This is a genomic window from Synechococcus sp. JA-2-3B'a(2-13) (assembly GCF_000013225.1).
Lineage (GTDB): Bacteria > Cyanobacteriota > Cyanobacteriia > Thermostichales > Thermostichaceae > Thermostichus.
The window spans coordinates 2,617,304-2,630,597 of sequence record NC_007776.1 but is presented as its reverse complement, the minus strand read 5'-3'; the positions used below and the strand labels follow the sequence as shown (position 1 = coordinate 2,630,597).

The following is a 13,294-nucleotide window of genomic DNA, read 5'->3' as shown; positions in this document are numbered from 1 at the left end:
GGAGGAACTTCACTCTAGACCAAGCCCCGACTTTTGAGGCGACGATGAATCAAAACCAGCGTATCCACCTCGCCGACATTGCCCGGAAACAACACCACCGGCAGGTTGGGAAAGCGGGGATGATCGGACGGGGTGATCACCATCGAGATCCCAGGGTAGACTTGCCCCAGCAGACGCACCGCCGGCAAGTCGAGGCCAGTGCTGAGGGTGTCGTTGGAGGTGATGCCGCCCTTGCTGATGAGATAGCCGATCCCTTCTGGCAGCCCCTGCACCACGCCCATCAACAACCGCGAAACCTTCTGTCCAAAAGCCAGGCGCATTTCTACGGCGTCCTTTTCAAAAGTCAGTTCCTCTCGGCTGGTGTAGACCACCGGCGTCAGACCCTGCTCATAGGCGCTGTGAACTTGGGCCAGGATCCCAGGCAGCAGCTCCGCGTCGGGATCCAATAGTCGCCTCACCTCCACCTCGATGCCTTGGGTTTCAGGCTCCTGCAGAAGGCGGGCCAACTGCTGGCTGGACTTTTGCACATGGGATCCCACAATCACCACCCCTGGCCGATCTGAGCGGACAAACCGCCCCATCTGCTCTGGCAGAACCGGCTGTGGCGGCAATTGGGCCAAAGCCGTCAAGAGGCTGGCGGCGCTGCGGAACAAAAAGCGCTTCCCCTGCTCTATAGCCGCCCAAACATCCTGGGCAAAGCGATCCAAATCCGCTTGAGTTTCTCCATCCACTACACAGCAGACATTCCCCTCCAGACTCAAAAGCCGCTCCAGACAGCCGGCGCGAATCTGCTCTAGGGTCAATCGCTCCACCTGCTCAGCCCGGATCCGCCCCTGGGTTTTCTCCTGCACATAGTCCGGCAAATAGCTGTGGTGGTAGCCAAACACCGCATCCCGAGCAAACTCCGTCTCATGCACCGGCACCCAGCGCTCCCCCACCCGTAGGTAGTGGACACTGTTGCGGGTGATGCGCCCTCCCTCAAAAAAGGCCGGCACCAGAAAATGGGCATCAAAAGGCCCCAGCTCTGCTGCCATCACATCCGTTTCCAGGGGGTAATGCCCCCGCAGCGTCGAGTCGGAGCGGCTGACGAAAATAGCCTGCTCACATCCCAGCTCCGCCATCACCTCCTTCAACGCCCCACATACCGACCGCGTCACCTCCGCTGCCTTCGCCGGGGGCAAAGCCCGAGTATTGGTGAGGATAAAGCGAATTGGCGAGCTATCCTGCAACCCCAGCTTCAAAGTCTGCGGATCCCAGCGGGTGAGGAGCAAGCAACTGTGAACGGTTTGGGATCCGGTGGGATCATCGTCCAACACAACGATAGGGGGGAGAGCCATGAGACCGTCTCAATGACAAAGCAACCCGAGAACTCCAGACAGACGAATCCCCCTCAAAGGGCAACCGCTATTTTCATCTTCCCCCAAGTTGGCCATCTTCCCTGCCCCTATTCCAGGCGAAGTTTGCCATGATTGAGATCAACTGGCTCTGTTGAATCCAAAACAACTGCAACCCTTCCCCCCCCTGCCCACATTCATGGGAGAAAGCCATGGGGCAAGCCGAGCTGCAACTTCACATCAAACGGGTACAGCAGGACGTGCTGCGCATGGGGGCGCTGGTGGAAAAGTCGGTGGTCTTGGCCCAGCAGGCCCTGTTTGAACAGAACTTGGCCGCCGCCGAACAGGTGATCGCCCAAGACAAGCAAATTGACCGTTTTTATCGTCAAATCGAGAAAGACTGTATTAATTTGATTGCCTTGCGCTCCCCGGTGGCGCGGGATCTGCGCTGGATCAGTACCCTGATGCAACTGGTACGCGATCTGGAGCGGATTGGCGACTACGCCAAAGACTTGGCCGAAGTGGCCCTGCGCTTGGTCATGTACCCGCCGCCTCCGGAGCTGGGTCGTATTCGCGTGATGATGCAGCGCTGCCAGAAAATGCTCAGCCACAGCCTGGTGGCCCTGACGGAATTGGACGCCGACCTGGGCCGACAACTGAAGCGGGAAGACGACGCCGTTGATGAAGATTACACTAGCCTTTACAATACGTTGGCGCAGCAGTCTGACATTCGCGGATCGGTCGAGCCTATTCTATTGATGTTGCTGGCGATCCGTTACCTGGAGCGTCTGGCCGACCACAGCACCAACATCGGCCAGCGGGTTGCCTTCATTGTCACCGGCCAGCGTGACTAATGCCAATGGGTTGGGTCTTGTGATGTCTTAACCCCTCTTCTTCTCTCCTCTTTTGCCAATACCCAAAATGGACTTCTCTCGAATTTTTCAGCATTTTCTCTCTCAGCCTCCCGATCAATTGACCGACAAAGATACTCTTCTTGCCCTCTTGCAGTCCCCCGACCCAGAAGCGCCGGAAATGCTCGAGATTGCCCTAGATGGCCTGGTGCGGGCCGGGTTTCTGGAACGACTAGGGGATCCCCCTCGCTATCGGCGCAAGCCGGACGAATCTTTGGTGGTGGGGCGTTTGCGCTGTTCCAGCAAAGGCTTTTGCTTCGCCATTCGGGACGAGCCGGGGGTGGAGGATGTGTACATCCACGGCAGCAACCTCAGCGGCGCCTGGAATGGGGATCAGGTGTTGGCGCGGGTCACCAAAGATGGCAACCGTCGCCGCAGCCCTGAGGGAGAGGTGGTGGCCGTTGTGGAGCGGGCCAATTCTGCCCTGGTGGGTCGCCTCAAACAGACGGAACAGGGTTTTCGGGTGGTGCCCTTGGACGACCGGCTGCTGTTCGAGCTGGCCCTGACGGAGGGATCCCCTGTCGAGCTGGCGGAAGGTCGGGTGGCCTATGTGGAGGTGAATCGCTACCCGCTGGGGGATCTGCCCCCAACCGGAACCATTCGCAAAATTTTGGGCGACGGCCCAGAGGCCTCCATCGATGCAGATTTGGTCTGTTGCAAGTACGACCTACCGCAGGAGTTTCCCGCTCCAGTGTTGGAGGCAGCAGCAGCTCTGCCCAAAAAGCTCAGCCGCTCTGACCAAAAGGGCCGCCGCGATCTGCGCGATTGGTTTTGCATCACTTTGGAGCCTTTGGATCTGCAGCATCCCCACGGCTTGGAACCCAACGTGGCTGTTTCCTTGCAGCGGCAAGAGAATGACCACTGGCTGCTGGGGATCCACATTGCCGACGTAGCCCACTGGCTGGATCCCGACCACCCCTTGGAGCAAGAGGCTCAGCAGCGGACGGCCACCGTCTACCTCGATACGATGGTGCTGCCTCTCTTTCCGCCGGAGGTGCACAACCGCCTGGCTCTGTTGCCACAGCAGGAGCGCTTGGCCTATTCACTGCTAGTGACCCTCGACCCAGAAGGGGTGGTACAAAACTTCGAGATTTACCCCAGCCTGGTGCAATCGCGGGCTCACCTGTCCTATGGTCAGGTGCAGGCTCTTTTGGCCACCACCGCCGACTTGGGCCCCGACGAAGAAGTGCCGGAGTTGATGGCCCTGCTGCAAAACCTGCTGCGCCTTAGCCAGATCCTACGGGCCAAACGTCACCAGGCGGGGGGATTTGACCTGCCCCTGTTGGATTTGCTCACTCCCCACTCTGCGGACGAAAGCGGCTACGGCCCCCTCTTGATCAGCGATCGCCTCGGCGCCCATGCCCTGATGACGGAAATTCTCCTGCTGGCCAACCAAATCCTGGGCCACCATTTGCGCCAGTTGGGGATCCCTTCTTTGGCCCGCGTGCAGCCTGCCCCTGCCGCCGAGGCCCTGCAGAGCTTTTTGCGCCTGGCCAATGCCATGAAGCTGGATCTGAATTTGCAAGATCCCGCTGTCGTAACTCTGGCGGACTGGCAGCGGATTTGTGCCCGCATCACCGCTCCCGATGTGTTGGCCTCTGGCGCGAGCCCGGCCTTGGTGGCGCAGATGCTGGCCACCTTGCCCCCGGTCGAGTATCGTCTCCAGCCTCTGGAAGAGCAACTCGGCCATTTTGGGTTGGGCCTCAAAGAACCCTACGCCACCTTTACGGCCCCCTTGCGCCGCTATGCCGACTTGCTCAATTTGCGTGCCCTGCACCTGGCCCTGAGCAAAGGACGCGAGCGCCGCAGCTCTCGCTCCAAAACCGTGGTGGATCTGCACGGCCCCAGCGGCTATGGCCAAATCGACTGGCAGGTGTTGCCGCCCAAGGTGCAGGAGGAATGGCAGGCGTTTCTCCAGGCGCAACTGCCCAAAATTCAGGAGGGGTACCGGATCCGGCAGCAGGCGGAGCGGGAGCTGATGGGCCTGAAGCGCTCTGAGTTCATGCAAAAGCACCTGGGAGAGGTGTTCCCCGGCCTAATCATCGGTGTCCAGAACTACGGCTTTTTTGTCCAGGTGGATCCCATCTTGGCGGAAGGCTTGGTGCGGGTCAGCACCCTGAAAAACGATTGGTACGAGTACCGCAGCCGTCAGCAGGCGCTGGTGGGACGCAAGAGTCGGCGCCAGTTTCGCCTGGGGGATCGGGTGGAGGTGCAGATTAAGAACGTGGATTACTACCGCCAACAAATTGACCTGGCGGTAATCGGGGAAGGCCGTCCCTACGAAGAAGAAGAATAAGGCGGGGATCCCTCCATGGATCGCAGCTGGAGAGGACGGTTGTTGCGAACTCTGGCTCTGGCAAAATAGGCGATACCTAGATCAGGAAGATCCTACCGGAGCTTCCGGCACCCAGCTCTACTGCCCCGAAAGAGTCCAGGGTGCTCCCTGTGTCTGTATTGCCTTCCTATACTGAGTAGCAAAGCTCTGCCGAACTCCTATGCAGCCCACCAATCCCAACCAATTTACCGAAAAAGCTTGGAGCGCCATTGTCCAATCCCAAGATGTGGCCCGGCGGCACCAGCAGCAACAGTTGGAAACCGAGCATTTGCTGATCTCCCTTCTGGATCAAGAGGGGGGGCTCACCCAAACCCTCCTGCAACGGGCAGGTATCGATCCAAAGCTGGTGCGGGATAAAGTGGAAAGCTTCATCAACCAGCAGCCCAAGTTGGCGCGGGTGGATCAGCTCTACTTGGGTCGCGGCCTGGAAACCACCCTGGATCGGGCCGAGGAGTTTCGCAAAGAGTACGGCGATGATTTCATCTCGGTGGAGCACTTGTTTTTGGGATCCCTGCAAGATGAGCGGGTGGGCAAGCGGGTCTTGGCACCCCTGGGCCTGACGGTAGAGCGCCTCAAACCGGTCATCAAAGAGGTGCGAGGCAAACAGCGGGTCACCGACAAAAACCCCGAATCCCGCTACGAAGCCCTGGAGCGCTATGGCCGCGATCTCACCCAGGCGGCCCGCGAAGGGAAGCTGGACCCGGTGATCGGGCGAGATGACGAGATCCGCCGCGTCATTCAGGTGCTCTCCCGCCGCACCAAAAACAACCCCGTCCTCATCGGCGAACCCGGCGTGGGGAAAACAGCCATTGTGGAGGGCCTAGCCCAGCGCATCAACCGGGGAGATGTGCCGGAGTCTCTGAAAAACCGGCGAGTCATTGCTCTGGACATGGGCGCTCTCATTGCCGGGGCCAAGTACCGCGGGGAATTTGAAGACCGCCTCAAAGCTGTGCTCAAAGAGGTCACTGAATCCGAAGGCCAGATCATCCTCTTCATCGACGAGTTGCACACCGTTGTCGGCGCCGGGGCCGGCGAAGGGGCCATGGATGCCGGCAACTTGCTCAAACCCATGCTGGCGCGGGGCGAGTTGCGCTGTATCGGCGCCACCACCCTGGATGAATACCGCAAGCACATCGAAAAAGATGCGGCCCTAGAACGCCGCTTTCAGCCGGTGTACGTGGATCAGCCTTCGGTGGAAGATACCATCTCCATCCTGCGCGGCCTCAAAGAGCGCTACGAGCTGCACCATGGGGTCAAAATCAGCGACTCCGCCTTGGTGGCGGCAGCGGTGCTCTCCAACCGCTACATCTCCGAGCGCTTCCTGCCCGACAAAGCCATCGACCTGGTGGACGAGGCGGCGGCCAAGCTGAAAATGGAAATCACCTCCAAGCCCGTCGAATTGGATGAAATTGACCGGCGCATCATGCAACTGCAGATGGAGGAGCTCTCCCTGAAAAAAGAAGATGATGCTGCCTCTAGAGATCGCCTCAGCAAAATTGAGCAGGAGCTGGCCAACCTGACGGAGCGACAACGGGAGTTGAATGCTCGCTGGCAATTTGAAAAAGAGGCTATCGAACGCCTGCAAAGCCTTAAAGCCGAGCGGGACGCCGTCAAGCTTCAAATCGAACAGGCTGAACAAAAATATGACCTCAACCGCGCTGCCGAGCTCAAGTACGGCAAGCTGATGGAATTGGAGCGGCAAATCCAAGAGCAGGAGGCTCACCTGGCCAAGCTGCAGACCAACGGCGAGCCGCTGCTGCGGGAGCAAGTGACTCCTGAAGATATCGCTGAGATCGTCTCCCGCTGGACCGGGATCCCAGTCACCAGCCTGATGGAGTCGGAAAAGCAGAAGCTGCTGCGCCTGGAAGCCCATTTGCACCAGCGGGTGGTGGGCCAAGACGAGGCGGTAGCCGCCGTAGCGGCAGCCATTCGGCGCGCCCGGGCCGGCATGAAGGATCCCAATCGCCCCATCGGCTCTTTCCTGTTCATGGGGCCCACTGGCGTGGGGAAAACCGAGCTGGCCCGTGCTTTGGCGGAGTTCCTCTTCGACACTTCCGAGGCGATGGTGCGCATCGACATGTCCGAGTACATGGAGAAGCACTCGGTCTCTCGTCTAATCGGAGCTCCTCCAGGCTACGTGGGCTACGAAGAAGGCGGGCAGCTCTCCGAGGCGGTGCGGCGACGCCCCTACTCGGTGGTGCTGTTTGACGAGGTGGAAAAAGCCCACCCGGATGTCTTCAACATCCTGCTGCAGGTGCTGGACGATGGCCGCATCACCGACTCCCAAGGGCGGACAGTGGACTTCAAAAACACCATCATCATCATGACCAGCAACATCGGCAGCGACCTCATCCTGGAAATTGGGGCCGATGAAAGCCGCTACGAGGAGATGAAAACTCAGGTGCTGGCCATGCTGCGGCACCACTTCCGACCGGAGTTCCTCAACCGGGTGGACGAGCTGATCATCTTCCACGCCCTCACCAAAGAGCAAATTCGCCAGATTGTCGGCCTGCAAATGCAGCGGGTGGAAAAGCTGCTGGCAGATCAGCAAATCGAGATCCTGCTCACCGAAGAAGCCAAAGACTACCTGGCAGAGGTGGGCTACGACCCCGTGTTCGGGGCCCGTCCGCTGAAGCGGGTGATCCAGCGGGAGATCGAAAACCCCATCGCCACCAAGCTGCTGGAGAACGAGTTCCTGCCCGGCGACCGCATTTTGGTGGATGTAGCCAACGAGCGGTTGATCTTCCGCAAGATCGGCTCTCAGCCCCGCCAGGAGCCGCCCGCTGCCGTAGCCGTCAGCTAGACCTGTTACAAGCTGATCACTTGGTCAGGTGGGTTGTCTTTCAAGGCCGCGTAGAGGTCGGGGAAGCAGCCCACCTGCACGCCTTTAACCACGTTTTTGGGAACGCAGTAGCCCGGCTCCTTGCGTCCACGTCCCTGGGCGTCGCACCACTTGGGTTCCCCTTCCGCCAGGTTGCGCTCCAGGGCGCACATGTCGCACATCATCAGCAAAATGTCTTGCGCTTCGGCAATCTTGGCTAGGCGCTCGCCGATGGGATCCCCCTGCCGCAAGACAAAGCAGTTGTCGTCGAAAAAGAACATGCCCACCACCTGCGCTCCATGCACCCCTGCTTCTAGCTGAGGCAGGATCATCTGGCCCAATTTGTAGGTGCCGCAGCGGGGATGGGTGAACACGTAGGCAACTTTCATGAGGCCCCCTTGCCGTTTTCAATTTTGATTATCAGTAATTATCATTTTCAGAGTAACACGAGTTTCTGGGCCAGAGTTGCCGGACCCAGCAGGCCGAGGTGTGTGGTGATCGGCAAACCAGCCTGAGACCGTTCCTGAGGCTTTTGCGCCATCCCGCCCTCAGGCCTGGCTTCTCTCCCACAAAGGGAGAGGGAAGCTAGGATAGGCTACTGCGCCACTTCTGTCCTGCTGCTATCGGAAGCCCTTGCGGGATAGCAGGGATCCCTGGCTAGCGCTGAAACTGAAGAGCCTTTCCCCGCACCGAGGGATCCACCTGGCCGTTTTGAAAGGCAATCTGTCCGCCCACGATCGTGACTAGGGGCCAGCCCACCAATTCCCAGCCCTCGAAGGGACTCCAGCCGCATTTGGTCAGCAGCTCTTCCCGCCGCACCGGTTTGGGTGTGTGGCGATCCACCAGCACCAGGTCGGCGTCGTAGCCCACCTGCAGCCGCCCTTTGTTGGGGATCCCGTAGAGGCGGGCCGGTGCCTCACACATCCACCGCACCACCTGCGCCAGCGTACAACGCCCCTGCTGGGCTGCCGTCAACATCAGAGGCAAAGCGGTTTCCACGCCGGGCATACCGGAAGGGGAGTGGGGATAGGGCTGAGCCTTTTCTTCCAGAGTATGGGGGGCATGGTCGGTGGCAATGCAATCCAGGATCCCGTCCTGCAGCCCCTGCCACAGTTGGGCCAGGTTAGCGGGATCCCGCAGGGGGGGGTTCATCTGGGCCAGGGATCCCAGACGAGCGTAATCGGCGGTGCTGAGCAGTAGGTGTTGGGGGGTCACCTCTGCCGTCACCCAGGCCGGCTTGTGCTGGCGCAGCAGCTCGACCTCTAGGCCGGTGGAAAGGTGCAAAATGTGTAGGCGATGGCGGTAGCGGGTGGCCAAGTCCAAAGCCCGCCGTGAGGCGATCAGGGCCGATTCCTCGTCCTGAATTTGCGAGTGAACAGCTACGTCTGTGCGTCCGGCAAACAGGGCCTTACGAGCTGTGATGCGAGACAAATCTTCGGCATGGACGGCAATTAAAAAGTTGGGATCCGTTTCCCCGAAAATCCGCTCCAGCGCCGCCTGATCATCCACCAACAGGGGCCCATGCATGGATCCCATGAAGATTTTGATGCCACAGGCTCCCTGCACCGTTTGCAACTCTTCTAAGTTATCGGCAGTGGCCCCGATAAAAAAGCCGTAATTGACCACACACTTGCTGGCCGCACGGGCCAGCTTGTCATCCAGCGTCGCTTGGTCAATCGTCAGCGGGTCGGTGTTGGGCATCTCCAAAAAGCTGGTCACCCCGCCCCGGGCACAGGCCCAGGATCCCGTCTGGAGGTCTTCTTTGTGCTCGCGGCCAGGCTCGCGAAAGTGAACTTGGGGATCGATAACCCCCGGCATCAGGGTATGGCCCTCGGCGTCGATGACCTTGGCCACCCCTTCTGGCGAGAGGTTTGGGCCGATTTGGGCAATGCGCCCCTCCCGCACCAGCACATCTCCCCGCCAGGGATCCCCTTCCGGCACCAGCAGCTCAGCATTTCGGATCAGCAAATCTCCAGACAAAGCTCCGCCCTCCCCCAAAGGCGCTCTCAAGATAAAGACTATTGACTTGGCTCCGCCAGCACAGCCGCATCTGGATCCAGTAAACTACCCGGCTCCGACCGCTAAGCGGTACGGAGCGGGCTTTCAGTAGCCCTGAGCCTGTTCTGCTCTACCAGAGAACAAAACAGGCCCGAACCTCTAGGCTGGTTTACGACAGCCCCCAAGAGCGCAATCACATTCGCACCATTCAAATCCGCATCCCCTTCCCATCCACAGTGCCCACACTTGAACGACTTGCCACTGCGGTAGGACTTGCCCTGCTCAGGGTGGATGTGTAAGCACCGGTGACAGGTCTGCGACGTGTAAGCAGGCGGCACAGGAATCAGAGAAACCCCTGCAACCCTCGCCTTGTATTCCAGAAACTGGCGTAGTTGGTAGAACGCCCAACTGTTGGCCCTGCGCCGCTCGGCTTTGCTGCGCGGCTGTTGATTGACTCTTTTCCGGATCCCTGTCAGGTCTTCCAGGGCGATAGCGCTGTTGGTAGCTTTTGCCCTAGAGACAATAGCTTTGGAGATGCGATGATTGACCCACGCCTGAAAGCGTCTCTCCTTGCCAGACAGCCGTTGCAACAGTTGACGGCATCTGCGCCGCGAACTGCGTGTGCCCTTACTGGCTTTGCGTTGGAGTACCGCCCTCAATCGGGAGTAGTGGTCTCGGACTCGGTTCAACTGCTGTCCATTCCAGTTGTCCCCCTCTGACGTATGGGCAATATCCGTCCTCCCCAAGTCCACCCCCAGCACTCTGCCCGTGCGTTGCGGCGGGGATGGCTCCGCTTCCACACAGATTTGAATGGAGTAGGAGCCGTCTTTACGCTTGACCAGGGTGGCAGATTTGGGGTTGGAACCAGCCAGCCGTTCTCTCTGGTAGCGGCCAATCGCCAGCTCAAAGCGCTCCCGACCCTCCACCGTGGTCAGCGACACCGTCCAGTCTTTCTCGCGGAACGAAAAGATACGAGCGTCGTAGGTAGCGAAGCCCCCTTTGAACGCTTTGACGGGGCGGTTTTTCTGTTGGGCAACTTTACGGGCGCCGGCCAGCCGTCTGCAGACCTGCTGAGCCAAGTTACTGGATAAGCCGAACCGGGCACGGATTTCGCGGTAGCACAGAGACTGGAGCTTAACGGCGTTGGCGACTTTCTCCGGCGTGTTCTGGTTGACCCAATTCAAGGCTTGGCCAAAAGCCTCCAAAGTCGCGTCCAATTTGGCGGCTTGCGACTGGGACGCCTTGAGCTTGCAGGATACGGTCAGGACTTGGGTCATAAGTTCATTGTACTTCATCAAAGCGCATTCCTCCCGGCACTGACCCTACGGGTACAGTGCGGGGCTCCTGCGATTTCTAGCTGACAGATGGGCGATCAGCCGATCCACCAACCGCGAGAGGGTTGCCTGTTCTTCTAGGCTGAGACAGCCGTAGGTTTGCTCCCGCAACTGCCAAATCAGAGGGGGTAAAACGTCTTTCAGCTCCTCCCCTGCAGGTGTGAGGTAGACCCGCCAAATCCGCCGATCCTCAGGATCTCGCTGCCGCCGGATCAGCTCCCGTTTTTCCATGCCATCCAACACCCCGGTCATGGTGCCCCCCAACTGCTGCAAGCGCTCACAAATAGTGGAAGTAGGGATCCCGTCTTCTTCCCAAAGGCAGCAGAGCACCACCCAATGGGAGATGGTCAGGCCAAAAGGCTCCAAATGAGACTGCAACTTCCGCCGCACCAATTGAGACAACAATCGAATGCGGTAGCCCAGGGAGTTGGGGGCGAGAATGTCATGCCACCGTTCCAGGAAAGCCTGCTTTTCCGATTGAACCATCTCCCCGGTTTGACTGTTTCCCATCGGCGGCCTGGAATGCTCGGAATCTAAATCGCCCTATTTTATCTTTTACTGAGGAGAAGGAGAGAAGGAGCTTACGGTTTGCCGAGAAGGTTGTGTGATCTGCAGTACGGCCTAGCCCTTGCACAGCCAACAGACGATCTGCGGCCATTACAGTTGCAAAAGATATCCATAAAGATATCCATCAGGCCACACAACATTTTTTGGCTACCCATCAGCTAGAAATTGCAGGAGCCCCGCACTGTACCCGTAGGGTCGGTGTCGGGAGGAATGCTATAATAATACTGCGGACACCAGAAACGGTTGTTTAAGGCACTGGTAACGGTCGATTGGGGGTGCTGTAAACCACCCCAGAGGCTCGTGGTTGGCTTGCTAACTGCAGGGCTACTAAAAGCCCGCTCCGTACCGCCTAGCGGTTGGTGTCGGGTAGTTTACGTCACAGCTGACTGGGATCCCTGACAAGCAAAAGATGGGCTTGCCTTGGCCGGAGTCGATAACGCTGGAAAAGGCTGGCACAGAGATTTGCCAAGGCAGTTCGGATGGCACTAGAGTAGCGTCAAGTCTTTTGCCAGCCCGTTGTCCTTTGCAAGTGTCTTTGTGAGGTCATCATGCCGCTTATCCCACAGGGGTTGCGCCCCCATCGTCGTCTCCTCTGGGCAGGGATCCCGTTAGCTGGTGCTTTGGCCTTGGGGGCCTGCTGGAGCAACCCCACAGGTGCTGAAGTCGAGTCTCCCACATTGACTCAGAATCCCTTCCCCCCCATCCCCACTCCACCGCCGCCGCTGCCTTCCCCAAGTGGGACGCCGGGCCTTCCCCCTTGGTGGCCCCGCGCCCAATCGCCGCAGTGGGAAGATTCTCCTTACGCTTCGGTCTTGTCCGGCTTTTTGCAAGGATTGGCGGCCCAAGGGGGAGCGCTCTCTCAACAGGGGATCCTGCTCTGGACGCCGGAAGGGGAGCTGTTGGCGGAGCATGGGCTGGATCGACCTTTGCCGGTGGGAGCCTTGGATCAGTTGGCCATCAGCTTGATGGCCCTGGAGACTTGGGGTTACGAGCATCGCTTTGAGACCCGCTTCTACACCACAGGCCATCGGTTGGGCCATCGCTTGACGGGAGATTTGATCCTGGTGGGTGGCGGGGATCCCTATTTCACGGAAGCGAATGTGGCAGAGCTGGCCCGCCATTTGCATAGCCTCAACATTCGCCAGATCGACGGGGATGTGAAGGTGTTGCCCCCCTTCCGTTTGCTGGGCCAACCCGATCCTTTGGGCGGCGCTCAGCGTTTGGCAGAACTCCTCAGCAATACTCAACAACCCCATCCGGTTGTCATTCGCGGCTCGGTGTCAGTCCTAACAGCCCTCCCCGCGGACGCCCACTGCCTGGCCAGCTACACCTCGCTACGGCTGGGATCCCTGTTGCAGATCCTCAATGGCAGCAACGACCGAGCCATGGCAGAAGCCCTGTTGGCGGAACTGGGGGGCGAAACAGCCCTGCTGGAGTACCTGCGGCAGCGGTTGGTGGCTCAGCCCATTTCCCGCCTGGATTCCCAAATGGCCCCCGCCGAGCAAGACATTCGCCTGGGGCAAAGAGGGCGAGCGCTGTACCTTTCCCCCCGCGCCCTAGCTCATCTCTGGGAACACCTGGTAGATTTCACAGATGGGGATCCGACTCGGATCTTGCCCAGAGCGGGCACTGGCCACAGCACCCTGCGGGCGCGCACCTTGCCCCCAGGCACGGCTGCTCAGGTGGGATCCGCTGCGGATCGGCTGATGACGATGGGGCAGCTGCCGAATGGCATCCACTTTGTCCTGCTCAACCAAGGTCCTGACCTGGGCATTTTGCGCCAGCAACAGGATCAGTTTCTGCAGGATGTGGTGGCCATTTCTGAGCCTCTCCGCCGCTAATGCTGACCTCAATTCGAACTTAATTTGAGATACAGCTCTCCCCCCACTTTCCCCATAGGAGGCGGAAGCTCAAGACCCCAGAGCCCCACAGGTTAGGAACAGGGTCAATTCATTTAAGAATGAGACGGCCCTGCAGCTAAGAAGGCATGGAGG

At 59.3% G+C, this 13,294-nt stretch carries 9 protein-coding genes; 4 read left to right on the top strand and 5 right to left on the bottom strand.

Annotation, left to right across the window (positions count from 1 at the left end):
• Positions 1-14: 14 nt before the first annotated feature.
• Positions 15-1,337: a four-carbon acid sugar kinase family protein gene (locus CYB_RS12020; protein WP_011434088.1), complete on the bottom strand. Its 1,323-nt coding sequence runs from the start codon at positions 1,335-1,337 to the stop codon at positions 15-17.
• A gap of 209 nt (positions 1,338-1,546) precedes the next feature.
• Here CYB_RS12020 and phoU point away from each other — a divergent pair, with 209 nt between their 5' ends.
• The 3 genes from phoU (at position 1,547) to clpB (ending at position 7,383) form a co-directional block, all read left to right on the top strand.
• Positions 1,547-2,188: a phosphate signaling complex protein PhoU gene (phoU, locus tag CYB_RS12015; protein ID WP_011434086.1), complete on the top strand. Its 642-nt coding sequence runs from the start codon at positions 1,547-1,549 to the stop codon at positions 2,186-2,188.
• Between the two features lie 67 nt (positions 2,189-2,255).
• Entirely contained in the window at positions 2,256-4,541 is a 2,286-nt protein-coding gene (locus tag CYB_RS12010) for a ribonuclease R family protein (protein WP_041436776.1), read from the top strand.
• Between the two features lie 199 nt (positions 4,542-4,740).
• Positions 4,741-7,383 (top strand): ATP-dependent chaperone ClpB, encoded by a 2,643-nt coding sequence (clpB, locus tag CYB_RS12005; protein ID WP_011434084.1) that lies wholly within the window; start codon positions 4,741-4,743, stop codon positions 7,381-7,383.
• 5 nt (positions 7,384-7,388) lie between these two features.
• Here clpB and CYB_RS12000 read toward each other — a convergent pair whose 3' ends face one another.
• From CYB_RS12000 to CYB_RS11985, 4 genes are all read right to left on the bottom strand, one after another.
• Positions 7,389-7,790, bottom strand: a complete 402-nt coding sequence (locus CYB_RS12000) for a SaoD/DsrE family protein (RefSeq protein WP_011434083.1) — start codon at positions 7,788-7,790, stop codon at positions 7,389-7,391.
• Positions 7,791-8,058: 268 nt separating this feature from the next.
• A complete protein-coding gene (locus CYB_RS11995; RefSeq protein ID WP_041437607.1) occupies positions 8,059-9,381 on the bottom strand; it encodes a dihydroorotase in 1,323 nt (440 codons plus the stop codon).
• Between the two features lie 101 nt (positions 9,382-9,482).
• Complete coding sequence (locus CYB_RS11990) at positions 9,483-10,676, bottom strand: RNA-guided endonuclease InsQ/TnpB family protein (RefSeq protein WP_011434081.1); 1,194 nt, start codon at positions 10,674-10,676, stop codon at positions 9,483-9,485.
• Positions 10,677-10,721: 45 nt separating this feature from the next.
• Positions 10,722-11,243, bottom strand: a complete 522-nt coding sequence (locus tag CYB_RS11985; RefSeq protein ID WP_238376791.1) for a MarR family winged helix-turn-helix transcriptional regulator — start codon at positions 11,241-11,243, stop codon at positions 10,722-10,724.
• A 605-nt stretch (positions 11,244-11,848) separates the two neighbouring features.
• Here CYB_RS11985 and CYB_RS11980 point away from each other — a divergent pair.
• Positions 11,849-13,141, top strand: a complete 1,293-nt coding sequence (locus CYB_RS11980; RefSeq protein ID WP_071818173.1) for a D-alanyl-D-alanine carboxypeptidase — start codon at positions 11,849-11,851, stop codon at positions 13,139-13,141.
• The last annotated feature ends 153 nt before the right edge of the window (positions 13,142-13,294 follow it).

Bases quoted from the DNA above. Each gene is read 5' to 3' on its own strand.
- clpB (WP_011434084.1), top strand. From the start codon at position 4,741: ATGCAGCCCACCAATCCCAACCAATTTACCGAAAAAGCTTGGAGCGCC.
- CYB_RS12010 (WP_041436776.1), top strand. From the start codon at position 2,256: ATGGACTTCTCTCGAATTTTTCAGCATTTTCTCTCTCAGCCTCCCGAT.
- phoU (WP_011434086.1), top strand. From the start codon at position 1,547: ATGGGGCAAGCCGAGCTGCAACTTCACATCAAACGGGTACAGCAGGAC.
- CYB_RS11985 (WP_238376791.1), bottom strand. From the start codon at position 11,243: ATGGGAAACAGTCAAACCGGGGAGATGGTTCAATCGGAAAAGCAGGCT.
- CYB_RS11990 (WP_011434081.1), bottom strand. From the start codon at position 10,676: ATGACCCAAGTCCTGACCGTATCCTGCAAGCTCAAGGCGTCCCAGTCG.
- CYB_RS12000 (WP_011434083.1), bottom strand. From the start codon at position 7,790: ATGAAAGTTGCCTACGTGTTCACCCATCCCCGCTGCGGCACCTACAAA.
- CYB_RS11980 (WP_071818173.1), top strand. From the start codon at position 11,849: ATGCCGCTTATCCCACAGGGGTTGCGCCCCCATCGTCGTCTCCTCTGG.
- CYB_RS12020 (WP_011434088.1), bottom strand. From the start codon at position 1,337: ATGGCTCTCCCCCCTATCGTTGTGTTGGACGATGATCCCACCGGATCC.